At 57.2% G+C, this 14,013-nt stretch carries 15 protein-coding genes; 13 read left to right on the top strand and 2 right to left on the bottom strand.

Annotation, left to right across the window (positions count from 1 at the left end):
* Window positions 1–3: 3 nt before the first annotated feature.
* Window positions 4–960: an AAA family ATPase gene (locus M3A44_03845; protein ID MEQ6340791.1), complete on the bottom strand. Its 957-nt coding sequence runs from the start codon at window positions 958–960 to the stop codon at window positions 4–6.
* Between the two features lie 262 nt (window positions 961–1,222).
* On the opposite strand from M3A44_03845, the gene M3A44_03840 reads away from it, so the two are divergent.
* A complete protein-coding gene (locus M3A44_03840) occupies window positions 1,223–3,430 on the top strand; it encodes a hypothetical protein (protein MEQ6340790.1) in 2,208 nt (735 codons plus the stop codon).
* A complete protein-coding gene (locus M3A44_03835; protein ID MEQ6340789.1) occupies window positions 3,430–3,624 on the top strand; it encodes a hypothetical protein in 195 nt (64 codons plus the stop codon). The genes M3A44_03840 and M3A44_03835 overlap by 1 nt, the downstream gene beginning before the upstream one ends.
* A gap of 477 nt (window positions 3,625–4,101) precedes the next feature.
* Here M3A44_03835 and M3A44_03830 read toward each other — a convergent pair whose 3' ends face one another.
* Window positions 4,102–4,584 carry a hypothetical protein gene (locus M3A44_03830; protein MEQ6340788.1) on the bottom strand — a complete coding sequence of 161 codons (483 nt, stop codon included), beginning with the start codon at window positions 4,582–4,584 and terminating at the stop codon, window positions 4,102–4,104.
* 655 nt (window positions 4,585–5,239) lie between these two features.
* Here M3A44_03830 and M3A44_03825 point away from each other — a divergent pair.
* The 11 genes from M3A44_03825 (at window position 5,240) to M3A44_03775 (ending at window position 13,985) form a co-directional block, all read left to right on the top strand.
* Entirely contained in the window at window positions 5,240–6,082 is an 843-nt protein-coding gene (locus tag M3A44_03825; protein MEQ6340787.1) for a formylglycine-generating enzyme family protein, read from the top strand.
* A gap of 91 nt (window positions 6,083–6,173) precedes the next feature.
* The gene (gene ccmA, locus M3A44_03820; GenBank protein MEQ6340786.1) at window positions 6,174–6,794 is read left to right on the top strand and encodes a cytochrome c biogenesis heme-transporting ATPase CcmA; all 621 of its coding nucleotides are present in this window, start codon (window positions 6,174–6,176) and stop codon (window positions 6,792–6,794) included.
* A 12-nt stretch (window positions 6,795–6,806) separates the two neighbouring features.
* On the top strand, window positions 6,807–7,484 hold the full coding sequence (gene ccmB, locus M3A44_03815; protein ID MEQ6340785.1) for a heme exporter protein CcmB: 678 nt from the start codon (window positions 6,807–6,809) through the stop codon (window positions 7,482–7,484).
* Between the two features lie 14 nt (window positions 7,485–7,498).
* Complete coding sequence (locus M3A44_03810) at window positions 7,499–8,245, top strand: heme ABC transporter permease (protein MEQ6340784.1); 747 nt, start codon at window positions 7,499–7,501, stop codon at window positions 8,243–8,245.
* Window positions 8,242–8,430 (top strand): heme exporter protein CcmD, encoded by a 189-nt coding sequence (gene ccmD, locus M3A44_03805; GenBank protein MEQ6340783.1) that lies wholly within the window; start codon window positions 8,242–8,244, stop codon window positions 8,428–8,430. The genes M3A44_03810 and ccmD overlap by 4 nt, the downstream gene beginning before the upstream one ends.
* Window positions 8,414–8,881, top strand: coding sequence for a cytochrome c maturation protein CcmE (ccmE, locus tag M3A44_03800; protein MEQ6340782.1), 468 nt, complete (start codon window positions 8,414–8,416; stop codon window positions 8,879–8,881). Before ccmD ends, ccmE begins: the two co-directional genes overlap by 17 nt.
* Before the next feature lie 43 nt (window positions 8,882–8,924).
* Window positions 8,925–10,955, top strand: coding sequence for a heme lyase CcmF/NrfE family subunit (locus M3A44_03795; GenBank protein MEQ6340781.1), 2,031 nt, complete (start codon window positions 8,925–8,927; stop codon window positions 10,953–10,955).
* The gene (locus tag M3A44_03790; GenBank protein ID MEQ6340780.1) at window positions 10,955–11,497 is read left to right on the top strand and encodes a DsbE family thiol:disulfide interchange protein; all 543 of its coding nucleotides are present in this window, start codon (window positions 10,955–10,957) and stop codon (window positions 11,495–11,497) included. The genes M3A44_03795 and M3A44_03790 overlap by 1 nt, the downstream gene beginning before the upstream one ends.
* Complete coding sequence (locus M3A44_03785; GenBank protein ID MEQ6340779.1) at window positions 11,494–11,967, top strand: cytochrome c-type biogenesis protein CcmH; 474 nt, start codon at window positions 11,494–11,496, stop codon at window positions 11,965–11,967. The genes M3A44_03790 and M3A44_03785 overlap by 4 nt, the downstream gene beginning before the upstream one ends.
* A complete protein-coding gene (ccmI, locus tag M3A44_03780) occupies window positions 11,964–13,256 on the top strand; it encodes a c-type cytochrome biogenesis protein CcmI (protein ID MEQ6340778.1) in 1,293 nt (430 codons plus the stop codon). Before M3A44_03785 ends, ccmI begins: the two co-directional genes overlap by 4 nt.
* Window positions 13,257–13,424: 168 nt before the next feature.
* Entirely contained in the window at window positions 13,425–13,985 is a 561-nt protein-coding gene (locus M3A44_03775; GenBank protein ID MEQ6340777.1) for a TlpA family protein disulfide reductase, read from the top strand.
* Window positions 13,986–14,013 lie beyond the last annotated feature (28 nt).

The following is a 14,013-nucleotide window of genomic DNA, read 5'->3' as shown; positions in this document are numbered from 1 at the left end:
CGCTCAAGGCGCAGGCACTTTTTCTACAATACGCGCGATGACCTGCTGGCGCGTCACGCCATCGGCGCGGGCGGCGAAGCTCAGGGCGATGCGGTGATTCAGCACGTGATAGGCCAGATCCATGATGTCTCCCGGCTCGACGAAGTCGCGCTCGCGCAACCAGGCGCGCGCCCGGGCAGCATGGGCCAGTGCCAGCGTGGCGCGCGGCGAGGCGCCGCGTGACAGCCATGCGGCGGCCTCATTATCCCACGGTGCTGCATCGCGCGTGGCGCCCACCAGCGTGACGATGTAGCGTTCCAGCATCTGATCCATGTACACGCGATTGACGGCGGCGCGCGCTTCCAGCACCTGTTCTGGCGTCAGCACGGCCTGTGTTGCGGCAGGCTGATCCCCGCGCAGACGTGCGCTGTCGCGGCGCAGGATCTCAAGCTCCTCTGCGGCATTCGGATAATCCAGATCCACCTTCATTAGAAAGCGGTCGAGCTGCGCCTCCGGCAGGGGATAGGTGCCTTCCTGTTCGATGGGGTTTTGTGTTGCCATTACGAGGAACACGGATGAGAGTTTGCGCGTGACGCCGCCCACCGTAACCTGGCGTTCCTGCATGGCTTCGAGCAGCGCGGTCTGCACCTTGGGCGGGGCGCGGTTGATCTCATCGGCGAGGATGATGTCATTGAAGATCGGCCCTGGGGCGAATTGAAAGCGGCCTTCGTTGGGCACGAAGATGTCCGTGCCGGTGATGTCGCCCGGGATCAGGTCGGGGGTGAACTGGATGCGCTGAAAGTGTGTCGCCATACCGTCGGCCAGCGCATGCACGGCAGTGGTCTTGGCCAGCCCGGGCACGCCCTCCACCAGCAGATGGCCATCGGCCAGCACGGCGATCAGCAGGCGCTCCACCAGCACCGGTTGTCCGACGATGGTTTGTTCTACGTGTGTTTTGAGGGCGGCAAATGCGTTTTTCATGAGGCGTTATTCCAGAATATCAGTGTTTCTCGCAAGTATAGCGTTCCCGAAGAGGTTCGACACTTCCCAGGGCGGCGGGTTTGGTAATAAGTCACTTTCCGGGCGTGGATTATTTCCTTTCGGCATGGATACCTGGCGATTAGTTTATGTGCGAGGGGTAACGCAATTAATTTTTTGCGTATCTGTAAGTAGTCTGTAAGTCAGTGTGAATTAGGCTGCTTGCTCAGGAGTTTAAGTGAATTCAAGTTTCAGGGGGCACAACATGGATAAATCGTTCTCTATTGCCACAATCACGCAGCGTATTTTGCCTGCCAGGGTTGACAGCTGTTTGCAGATTGTCAGGCCTGCCTTGCAGCCAATCAATGCTGCTCCCGCACTCTCGCCCATCAGCGATTGGGATACCGTCGCCCAGATTATCAGCAAACAGGCGCCGTCATTGGTTACCCAGGGGCGTTACCGGACGCTGGAAAGCCGGCTGCAGCGTTTGCCGGAGGGTATCGTCAAGGAAAATCCCTGGTTGCTGTACTGGCGTGCGCAATGTTGTTTTCCGCGTGATCTTGGCCAGGCGCGGGCCTATTTTGAACAGGCGCTTGTCCTGTTCAAGGCCAGGCAGGACGTCGCCGGGATGTTTTCGGCCTGGTCCGGTGTGATGGATAGCATCATGGCTGAACGGAAAGACTACACCTTGCTGGGGAATTGGACCAAAGTGCTGGATGACCTAATCATCACCTACCCAACGCTTGGGTCCACTGATATCGAGGCCCGCGTCACGGCAAGCATGTTGGGCGCGCTGGTGCTCCATCAGCCGCACCACCCTGGCATTGCCCTGTGGGAAGCGCGCGCGCAGCGCTTGTTGCAAGACGACATTGACATCAACATCAATCAACGGATTGCGCTGGGCAATCACCTGCTCACCTTTTATCTGTGGCGAGGTCATTTTGACAAGGCTGCGCAGGTGGCCAATGCCATCAAGCCGGAGGCAGGAAAGGCATCCCCCACGGCCCAGATGGGGTGGCGGGTCAGCGAGGCGATGCTGGGCTGGTTCACTCGTTCCGCCGAGACGTGCCTGGAGGCTGTCACGGAGGGTCTTGAAAAGGCGCGCGTGAGCGGTGACCAATCAGCCGACTTTCACTTACATGCCCAAGGCGCGCATGGTGCCTTGCTCCGTGGCGATGTGATCGCCGCGCGCGGATATCTTTGTGCCATGAGCGCAATGCTGGATAGCACGCATCGACTGGATGTCTCTCTCCATTGCTTTTTTCTGGCATGGGATAGTTTGTGCCGCAATGATTTTCAGAGCGTTGTAGAGCAGGCTCAAACCGCACTCAGGTTGGCCGCCGAAGGTGGTATGCCGGTTCTTGAAGTGCTGTCTCACCTCATGCTTGCGCAAGGCCTGCTTGAGTGTAACAGGCGCCGCGAGGCGCTCGACCATCTCGCCTGTGCCCGTGACATAGGCGTTGCCATGAAGAGCAGTTACCTCGATTTCCAGTGCCTGCTCCTTGATGCCCAGTTTTCTTTCATGCAACAAAGGGAAGAACGCGGTTTGCGTACGCTGCGTAAGGCGCTGGCACTGGGTCAGCGGCAAGGTTATCGAAATGTTCACGGCTGGCGTGTTTGCATGATGGCTATGCTGTGCAAAAAAGCGCTGGAAAATGGTATTGAAGTGGAATACATCCGAGAGCTGATCCGTAGTCACGACCTGCAACCGCCATGCCCCCCGCTGGAATGTGAAAACTGGCCCTGGGCAGTGAAAATATACACATTGGGACGCTTCAGCGTGGTCAAGGAAGGTAAGTCCCTCCATACCACCAGTGGTAAGGTGCATGGAAAACCGCTGGCCTTGCTCAAGGCATTGATTGCCTTTGGTGGGCGGGAGGTCTGCGAGGCTCAGCTTGTCGATGCCTTATGGCCGGATGCCGATGGCGATGCCGGTCGTCAGGTCTTGCGTATTACGTTGCATCGTCTGCGCAGCATGCTTGGTAATGACAAGACCGTTCAAGTGAAGGATGGGCGCATCACGTTGGATGCGTCATATTGCTGGGTGGACATCTGGGCTTTCGAGCGCTTGATAAGTCAGGCGGAAACCGCAAGGCCCACGCTCAACTCCGAGAAAGCGCACAGCCTGTACCAAGGGCATTTCTTGAACAAGGATATCGAATACCCATGGGCGCTCTCCATGCGCGAGCGCCTGCACAGCAAGTTTCTGCGTCATCTTGAAACACGGGGCAGATACTGGGAAAACGCTGGCGAGTGGGAGAAAGCCATTGACTGCTATCGCAAGGGTTTGGAGGTGGATGCGCTGGCCGAGGTGTTTTATCAGCGCCTCATGGCCTGCTACCAGCAGCAGGGCCGCCGTGCCGAGGCGATGGTGGTGTATCAACGCTGCCGCACGGCACTTTCCACTTTAATGGGCGTTGCCCCATCACCTCATGTGGAGGCTGTTCGCCGGGCATTGGGAAATGTATGCTGATGAAGAAATTACCTCTCGGCTCGGGCGAGATTGAAAGCGCTTATCGCTATATTGTTCAGCAACGATTAAAGCGGCTAGGTGCCTGGTGGTCGCTAGACCATACCGATTACATATTGATCTTATGCTTCGCACGCGCCAATCGCCGTTGGGATGGTTATTGGAGATGGCTCGAATCAAAAAAATTCGCCGCGTGAACCGCCAACAACTTTAAATCACACTGACGCGACAACAACCTTGGCACGCCGCGCGTAATAGTGAGAGTGCCTGCGTGCTCGCGGCTCGGCGAATGGGCGAATGGGCGAATGGGCGAATGGGCGAGGCTCTGCCCGCTCTTGGGCCGTTGCAGTATTCTAGAATTTTTGGATGATTGACGGTGTGTCTAAGTTGTTATTGGCTATCACTTACTGGTTTTTCGATTCTGTCTTTTGTTTCTCCGAGCGTTGTTTTTCTAACTTTTTCTCAATGGCCCGTTGAATCCACTCTTGGAGCCGTAGCTTGTCCGATTTCGAATCTTGTATTGCCGTTATCGTGTCCGTATCAAGAGACACTACAACTCTTTGCGTCTCTGCGAGCCACGTTGCCAAGAAAGGAATGGCAACAAGAAGAGGAATAATTGCCGCATACTTCCATGGTGTGAGCCTCTTTGTTATCGCGCTGGGAAAGATCATTCGTCACACTTTATGTAGACATCCGAATGCGGCGGCAAACACTAACAGTATCGCCCCTAACACGGCAAGCTTAGGGGCGTGCTCCAAATAAGATACGGTGAAAAAAAAGAGCGCCATCAGCACAAATAGGTAGAATAGCCCAGCCATTGCTTGTTCAACGGATTTAACTCCTTTGAACAGTGCTACTCCATATCGTTTTCTCAGCCTACGCACCAACTTCCGAGGCCACAGATACAGAACTGCCAGGGCGGTGCCAAGTAAAAGAAGCCCATATATGCTCGAGATCGCTATAGCTTCAATGCGATAACCAAGCTGGTCGAATGTCACATCCTCACCCAACCAGCTAGTAACTAGCATTCCGACGAACAGAAATACTGGAATTGTGGCAGCCGAACAGCGTTTGCTAAGGTGGTGGTAACACTTCTTAGATCCGCTCCAGCCTTCTGCTAGTTGCTGCTGTAAACTCTTCGCACTATTGCTACGCATTGTTTCCCGCTCCTACTCGTATTCGCATCGAATTTGCACCCCACAAGTTAAACCTTGGCATCGCCACCTCTTGATGCTACCAAGGCGCAAGCATTCGAAGATTTAGTTGAGCAGTGCCTCGCCTGGGGCGCAGCCGCCCGTGTAGCGAATGGTGTCCACTCGAGCTCCCAGCTGCACGTGCCCGCCTGAGGCTAATGATATTTGGGCTATGGAATTTATACGCCACCGTGTCGGCTTATGCTTGGGAAAAGGGCAGAAAATCGTCGTGGCATGGCGAGGCCGATCCCCTATCAATCAGACCAAAAATAGCAAACCAACACGCTGCTATATGATGAAAATGCTATTTTGACGAAAATTTGATCTAGATCAAAGATAGCTGAATCAGCTTAATATCCCTGGCTGTCACCGCGCTTTCCGGTGCGCTGAGTTGGGAGGCAAGGAAGTGATGGGAAAGTGAACGCAATCATTTTGGGGGCGTGGATAATTTCAAAGGGGCGCATATTGCGCCCCTTTGTATTGGTGAACATAGCCATCCATATACCCTATCTACAGCAAGGTTTGCCGTCATGCCGCTTGCTTTGTACTGCTTGTCCGGGTTCTAATCTCCCTTCAATTTATTGCATGCACGGTTTTTGGGTGGTTGGACGGAGTTGTGGTGGATTCAAGATCTCAATTGGTTGTATTGATAGCGCCTGTTGTATTGATTCTCGTGGTGGCGGTAGCCATCATGCTGGCCGTGGATTCGACGGGTACTGCGGATAAGGCGCCGGTTGCAGGTCTGTCGGCTAACGCCGTCAAAGAGAATGTGATCACCAACACCGCAGGTATCCGCATGATACTTATGCCTGCCGGAAGCTTCGTGATGGGCCGCATTACGAGCAGTGAGGTGGCCGGGACAGATGAATTACCCGCGCATACGGTACAGCTCGCGCCGTTTTACCTGAGCCAGACCGAGGTGACCCAGGCGCAATGGGTGGCGGTGATGGGCAGTAATCCCAGCCGCTTTATGGACCCGCGCCGTCCGGTGGATCAGGTGAGCTGGCTTCAGGCCCAGGAATTCATCCAGAAGCTCAACCGCATGGAGCGCACCAACAAATACCGCCTGCCTTCCGAGGCGGAGTGGGAATATGCCGCCCGTTCGGGTAGCCGTGGCGCGTATTCGTTTGGTGATGACAAAAAGATGTTGCCACAATACGCCTGGTTTGGGGCCAGCGGCGGCATAGGTACCGCGCCTGCCGGCAAAAAGGCCCCCAATCCCTGGGGTTTATATGACATTTATGGCAATGTCTGGGAATGGGTGGAAGATTGCTGGCACCCGGACTATAACGGTGCTCCGGCGGATGGTCGGACATGGCAAGGTGGGGATTGCAACGTGCGTGTCGTGCGTGGCGGCGGCTGGAACAGTTCGGCGGAATATGCGCGCTCTGCTACCCGAGGCAGCTATGCGCCTGACATGAATGACAACGGTACGGGTTTCCGGTTGGCCCGGTCGCCTTGAGTCTATAAAATCTGCAAGTGGTTCTGCATCACATTCCCATCTATAATGGGCGTTTTATTACATGTTGAACCAAGCGAAGACCGGATAACAGGTGCTGGAAGTTTCCAATCTTGAATGTGTGCGCGGCGACCGCCGCCTGTTCGCGGGCATGAGCTTCTCCCTGCAACCCGGCGAGCTGCTGCACGTGCATGGCGCCAATGGCAGCGGCAAAACCAGCCTGTTGCGCATGGTATGCGGCCTGACCGCTCCCGCCGAGGGGGAGATCCGCTGGAACGGCGAGAGCATCCGCAGCCTGCGCGAAGACTATTTCAAGGATGTGACCTATCTCGGGCACTTGGGCGGCATCAAGGAGGAATTGACTGCGCTGGAGAATCTGCGCATCTCCGCCGAGCTGGCGGGCGTGGATGCCCCGGAGGACAAAGTGGTTGCCGCCTTGGGCAAGCTGGGGTTGGGCGGACGTGAAGACCTGCCCGCCAAGGTGTTGTCCCAGGGGCAGAAACGCCGCGTTGCGCTGGCCCGCCTGTTGTTGTGCAACACCCGGCTGTGGATTCTGGACGAACCCTTCACTGCGCTCGATGTGGCGGCGGTGGCTGTCGTTCAGGATCTGTTAAGCCAGCATCTGCATAATGGGGGTATGGTGATTCTCACAACCCATCAGGAGGTGGATATCCCGGCCGGTACCGTGCGGCGCATCCATTTGGGCTTACAATAATAACTAACAACAATGACTAGCCTGACTGCCGCATTCCGTTGCATCGTGGCGCGCGACATCACCCTCGCGCTGCGCCGTCGTGCGGATGTTTTGACCACTCTGTTTTTTTTCGTCATAGTGGTGAGTCTTTTTCCCCTCGGCGTGGGGCCGGAAATGGCGACGCTGCGCATCATAGCCCCCGGCGTGGTATGGGTGGCGGCGTTGCTGGCCTCCATGCTGGCGCTGGAGCGCATGTTTTACAGTGACTACCGGGACGGGACGCTGGAGCAGATGCTGCTGACGCCACAGCCTTTGCCGGTGTTGGTGCTGGGCAAGGTGTTCGCCCACTGGCTGGTGTCCGGGTTGCCGCTGGTATTGATAGCGCCCTTGCTGGGGGTGCAGTATGATTTGCCGCCGGAAGGGCTGCTGGTCCTTGCCCTGTCGCTGCTGGTGGGAACGCCGGTGCTTAGCCTGATCGGTGCCATCGGCGCTGCACTGACGCTGGGGGTGCGCGGCGGCGGGGTGCTGGTTTCACTGCTGGTATTGCCGTTGTATATTCCAGTGCTGATTTTCGGCGCGGGCGCGGTGGATGCGAGCATGTCCGGCTTGGGCGCACAGGCGCATTTGTCGCTGCTGGGCGCGTTTTTGCTGGGCGCCCTGATTCTGGCGCCGTGGGCCGCTTCTGCGGCACTGCGTATTTCGATGGAATAATGGTTTAATTGTTTATGGCTAAAAAAATCAATTGGTTCAAATATTCCTCGCCGCAGGCCTTTTACCCGTTGGCCGGCAAGATGATCCCGTGGTTTGCCGTCGCGGCGCTGCTGTTTACCCTGCCGGGGCTGTATTTCAGCTTTTTTGTGGCGCCCGCCGATTATCAGCAGGGCGAGGCCTACCGCATCATGTTCATCCATGTGCCGGCGGCGTGGATGTCCATGTTTATTTATGTGGTGATGGCCGGCTATGCCGGCATGGGGCTGGTGCTGAACTCGCGGCTGTCGTCGATGATGGCCTCCGCGCTGGCGCCCACGGGCGCGATGTTCACCTTTCTGGCGCTGTGGACCGGCTCATTGTGGGGTAAGCCCATGTGGGGTGCGTGGTGGGTATGGGATGCGCGCCTCACCTCCGAGCTGATCCTGCTGTTCCTGTATATCGGCTTTATGTCCCTGTATGCTGCGATTGACGAGCCGCGCCGCGCCGCCCGCGCCAGCGCCGTGCTGGCGTTGGTGGGGGTAGTCAATATCCCGATCATCTACTTTTCCGTGAAATGGTGGAATACCCTGCACCAGGGGTCATCCATAACGGCTACCAAAGGTCCTACCATGGCGGCCAGCATGTTCATTGCCATGATGTTGATGGCAATGGCGTTTTGGATGTACACCATCGCCGTGGCGTTGATGCGCGTACGCTGCGAGATTCTGGAGCGGGAGCGCCACGCCGAGTGGGTGGCCGAAGCGATGAGGGGCGCGAAATGAATTTGTCCGAATTCTTTGCCATGGGTGGTTATGGCTTCTATGTGTGGGGTTCCTATGGTGTCACCGCGCTGTGCCTGATTGTCGAAGTGGTGCTGCTGCTGCGCAGAAAACGAACTTTATTGCAGCGCCTGGGTCGTATGAGTCGTGTGACTTCTACAGAGGTTAAAAATGAAATCCAGACATAAAAGACTGGCGTTTATCGTCGCAGGTCTTGCCGGGTTAGGCGGTGCGGCCGCGCTGGTGCTGAACGCTTTCAATGACAACATGGTGTTCTTCTTCAGCCCTACCCAGGTATTCTCCAAGGAATCCCCTGAGGGGCGCAACTTTCGCTTGGGCGGCCTGGTGGAGAAGGGTAGCCTCAAGCGCGAGGACGATGGCCTGACAGTGCATTTTGTAGTGACGGATATGCATAAGGAGATAACGGTCACCTATAAAGGCATTCTCCCCGATCTGTTCCGCGAGGGTCAGGGAGTTGTGGCCCAGGGGCGGCTTAACCCGGACGGGGTGTTTTACGCCGAGGAAGTGCTGGCCAAGCATGATGAAAACTATATGCCGCCTGAGGTGAAAGACGCCCTCGACAAAGGCAAGGCCAAGAACGCCGCCACTCCGACGGGCGCCACGTTAATTACTCAGTAGGGACGGGTTTGAACCCGTCCCCATTCCACAAAGAGGGCACACAATGATTCCAGAGATTGGGCACTTTGCCCTTATTACAGCGCTGTTGATGGCATTGGTGCAGGGTACTTTGCCCATCATCGGCGCGGCGCGCGGCATCCCGCGCTGGATCGGACTGGCCCGTCCCGTGGCGCAAGGGCAGGCGCTGTTTGTGGTGATCGCCTTCGGTTGTTTGGCCTATTCATTTAGCGTCAATGACTTCTCTGTGCAGTATGTGGCCGAGCATTCCAATTCTGCGCTGCCCCTCCAATACCGGTTGGCTGCCGTATGGGGTGGCCATGAGGGTTCGCTGCTGCTGTGGATAACAATTTTGGCGGTATGGACGGTGGCCGTGACCTTGTTCAGCCGCCATCTCCCCGACGATATGGTGGCGCGGGTGATCGGCGTGATGGGGTTGGTCAGCGTCGGTTTTCTGATGTTCACGCTGTTTACCTCGAATCCCTTTAACCGCCTGATCCCCGCCGCGCTCGATGGGCGCGATCTTAACCCGCTGTTGCAGGATTTCGGCTTGATTATCCATCCGCCCATGCTGTATATGGGTTATGTCGGTTTTTCCGTGGCATTCGCCTTTGCCATCGCCGCGCTGCTTTCAGGCAAGCTTGACGCCGCATGGGCGCGCTGGTCGCGGCCCTGGACGACCGTGGCCTGGTCGTTTCTCACCATGGGCATTGCCCTGGGTAGCTGGTGGGCCTATTACGAGCTGGGCTGGGGCGGCTGGTGGTTCTGGGATCCGGTGGAAAACGCCTCGTTCATGCCCTGGCTGGTCGGCACCGCATTAATCCACTCCCTGGCGGTGACGGAAAAACGCGGCAGCTTCAAGAGCTGGACGGTACTGCTGGCGATTTTCGCCTTCTCGTTGAGCCTGCTGGGCACCTTCCTGGTGCGCTCCGGCGTGTTGACCTCGGTGCATTCGTTTGCCTCCGACCCTGCCCGCGGCATGTTCATTCTTGCCTTTCTGGTGATCGTCATTGGCGGTTCACTGGCTCTCTATGCCTGGCGTGCGCCGAAGGTGGGCATGGGCGGCAGTTTCAATGTGGTGTCGCGCGAATCAATGTTGCTCTCGAACAACGTCCTGTTTACGGTGGCCGCAGGTTCGGTGCTGCTGGGCACGCTCTATCCCTTGTTCCTCGAAGCGTTGGATATGGGCAAAATCTCCGTGGGTCCGCCCTACTTCGACACAGTGTTCCTGCCGCTGATGGCGCCGGCGGTATTCATGATGGGGCTGGGGCCGATCGCGCGCTGGAAGCAGGCCAGTCTGCCAGAGTTAGCGGTGCGGCTGAAATGGGCTTTCGTGGTCAGCGCGGTGACGGCGGTGGCCTTGCCGTTCGTGATGGGGCAGTGGTATCCGCTGGTCAGCTTGGGCCTGCTGATGGCCGCTTGGATTATCACCACCTCGGCGCAAAATCTGTGGACTCGGGTCGGCAATCCCCAGGGGTCGGATACTATTGGCTCCAAGTTGGCCGCCCAACCGCGTAGCTATTATGGGATGTTGCTCGCCCATTGTGGCATCGCAATTTTCATCATCGGCGTTACCTTAGTGAAGGGTTACGAGACCGAGAAAGACGTGCGCATGGATATTGGCGACACGACGACCGCCGGCGGCTATACCTTCCGCTTTGATGGCGTGGTGGATGTCGATGGCCCGAACTATACGGCATCGCGGGGTTTTCTCCATGTGAGTAAGGATGGCAAGGATCTGACCGTAATGCATCCAGAAAAGCGCATCTACAACGTGCAGACCATGCCCATGACCGAGGCCGCGATTGATACCGGCCTGTTCCGCGACCTCTACGTGTCGCTGGGCGAGCCGGTGAGCGGCGGGGCATGGAGCGTGCGTATTTATTACAAGCCGTTTGTGGACTGGATTTGGGCCGGGGCCTTCTTCATGGCAATGGGCGGGTTCGTGGCCGTTACCGATCGCCGTTACCGCCTTGCGGCGCGTAAGGCGCGCGCGGGGGCCGCTGAGCCGGAGGGCAAGGTGGCGGTTGCTGCGCCTCCGTCTGCACTGGTAGCTGAAATGGAGAGCAAGTCCTGATGTTCCGGTTGCGTTTTCTTCTTCCTCTGGGCGTTTTTCTCGTCGTGGTGGGTTTTTTCTTTGTAACACTGCGGCAACCGGAAGGTACCCGTGAAGCCTTGCCCTCGCCGCTTATCAACAAGGCCGCGCCGGATTTTCGTCTGACCCAGTTACACGAGCCGAACCAGTTTTTTACACCAGCGGACGCGCGGGGCAAGGTATGGCTGTTGAATGTGTGGGCGTCCTGGTGCGTATCGTGCCGCCAGGAGCACCCAGTCTTGATGGAGTTGTCGCGCGCGGGTCTGGTGCCGATCTACGGACTGAACTATAAGGATAAGCGCGAAGACAGCGTGAACTGGTTGGCGCAGTTTGGTAATCCTTATGTGTTAAGTGCCGTCGATGGTGATGGGCGGGTGGGTATCGACTATGGTGTGTATGGCGCCCCAGAAACCTATGTGATTGATAAAAAAGGGATCATACGCTACAAGCATATCGGCCCTGTTTCGGTGGATGCCTTGCAAAGCAAGATTTTGCCCCTGGTCCAGGAGCTTGAAAAATCATGAAGCATGTTTTATTTGCGCTAATGCTATGTCTTTCACCCCTGGCGGTGCTGGCGGGTGAGGCTCAACTCACGAACAAAGATCCGGCGCTGGAAAAGCGCGTTATGGCACTGTCCGCCGAGCTGCGATGCCTGGTGTGCCAGAACCAGTCGCTGGCGGACTCCCATGCCGAGCTTGCCGCCGATCTGCGCAACGAGGTGCGCGATCTGATGAAGTCAGGCAAGAGCGACGCGGAGGTGGTCGATTACCTGGTGGCGCGCTATGGTGATTTTGTGCGCTACCGCCCGCCGATGAATACGACGACAGCCCTGCTGTGGTTCGGACCCTTGATCCTGGCCGTGATAGGGGGGGGCGTATTATTTTTTAACCTGATGAAGCGGCGGCGGCGCGTTGCCGAGACCGCTTTGACTGATGAAGAGCGTAAACGTGCAGCAGCACTGTTGAATGATGGGGCGGGAGAGACTAAGGCATGACGGTATTTTGGATTGTGGCGGCGTGTTTTATTATCGCCGCCCTGCTTTTTGTATTACCCCCCCTGTTGTACCGAGTGGACAAGGATAAGAAAGAGGTAGTTGAACGCGAAGTTATCAACACCTCGATCTACCGCGATCAGCTTGCCGAGCTGGAGCGCGACCTGCGTAATGACATGGTCGAGCCGGAGCAATATGCCCAGGGCCGTCGTGAGCTGGAGCGGCGTCTGTTGGAGGATGTCACAACACAGCCTGGCACTGCGCCGCTTCCAGTCTCGGTCATGCCGCGTTCCAGCCGTGCTACCGCGATTGTGTTGGGTCTTGCCCTGCCATTGTGCGCCGTGCTTCTGTACGTCAAATTCGGCAGTCCCAATGCCCTTGGGCCGCAGCCGGTGGCCAGTGCCGACGCTACAGCGGCAGGACAGCATTCCGATGCGCCCGAACAGATCAAGGCGATGATCGGAAAGCTGATTGATCGTCTGAAAAAGAATCCGCAGGATCCCGAAGGCTGGGCCGTTCTGGGGCGGTCATTGTATGCCCTGGGGCGTTTCGACGAGGCCACTGAGGCTTTCTCAAAATCGGTTGCCATGGTGCGCACCGATGCCCAGCTTCTGGCGGATTATGCCGATTCAATGGCGATGGCCAACGGCGAGCGTCTGGATGAGCAGTCCATTGCATTGATACGCGAAGCCTTGAAGATAGACCCCAATAACCAGAAGGCGCTATGGCTGGGGGGTACGGCGGATTTCGAAGCGGGGAACTTCTCCAGCGCGGTTGCCCACTGGGAGCGTTTGTTGAAGCTTTTGCCGCCTAACTCCGATGTCTCGCGCACCATGGCGGCGAACATCGAAGAGGCGCGCGGCCTGGCCTCTGGCAAACCACCGGGCATGCCCGCAATGTCCGGCAATGCCGATGCTGTACCAAATGATGCCGGAACGGCTGCTCCCGCCGCCACTGTATCCGGTATGGTGAATATTGCCCCCGCGCTTGCGGCCAAGAGCGCACCCACCGATACGGTATTTATCTTTGCCAGGGCGGCGCAGGGTCCGCGCATGCCGCTGGCGATCATGCGTGCCCAAGTCAAGGATTTGCCGTTATCGTTTACGTTGGATGATTCCATGGCGGCAATGCCGACCATGAAGCTGTCCGGTGTGCCGGAAGTCGTGGTCGGGGCGCGCATCTCAAAGTCAGGCGACGCCATGCCGCGTGCGGGCGACTTGCAGGGCAGCAGCCAGGTAGTGAAGGTAGGCAGCAGCGCTGTTAAAGTGGTGATTGACTCGGTAGTGCCTTAGAGCCGGTTCAAGATCTCGCTGAAGGGCGCATTGCGGCACACCCTGGGTTGCCCTCAGTTTACCCTGAAAACCGCAGATGTACGCCACAGAGAACACAGAGGTGATTGCGGGGGGCATGGTTTTTCTCTGCGAGCTCCGTGGCTAACCGCTTTTTATTATGTTGGAACGATGATTCACGCAATAAGCAGATTGTGTATCGTATTGATGCCATTGCTGCTTATTGCGGCTTGTGATCGGCAAACCGCTGCCGTGGATGTCGCGGCAGCGGCAAAACCCTTTCCCTCCGTATCCTTCTCATCGCTGGATGGCGCCGCCATATCCTCGGACTCCTACCGTGGCAGGCTGGTGGTGCTGAACATCTGGGCGACCTGGTGTTCACCTTGCCGCCGCGAGATGCCCGATCTGGAGCGTTTGGGCAAGGCGCTCGACCCGCAACGCTTCGCGGTCATCGGTTTGTCCGCTGACGAAGATGAGCACGTAGTGCGCGAATACCTCAATGATAAAGGTTTGACCTTCGCCCGTTTCATCGACAAGGATTTGAAAATCATCCGCGACCGGCTGGGCATTTCAGTTTATCCCGCCACCGTGCTTATCGCCCCGAATGGCATGCTGATCGGCCAGGTAATTGGTCCGCGTGAATGGCACAGCCCCGCGATGATCAGGCTTCTGGAGGACGCCTATCAGGGCAAGGCTGTGAAATTGGACGAGATGCCCTTGGCGAGGGGTTAACACGGCTGCCTAACTCACGTAAGTATTG

Source organism: Gammaproteobacteria bacterium (assembly GCA_040183005.1).
Classification (GTDB): Bacteria; Pseudomonadota; Gammaproteobacteria.
The sequence above is the reverse complement of the archived record's forward strand: the minus strand, read 5'-3'. Positions and strand labels throughout refer to the sequence as shown.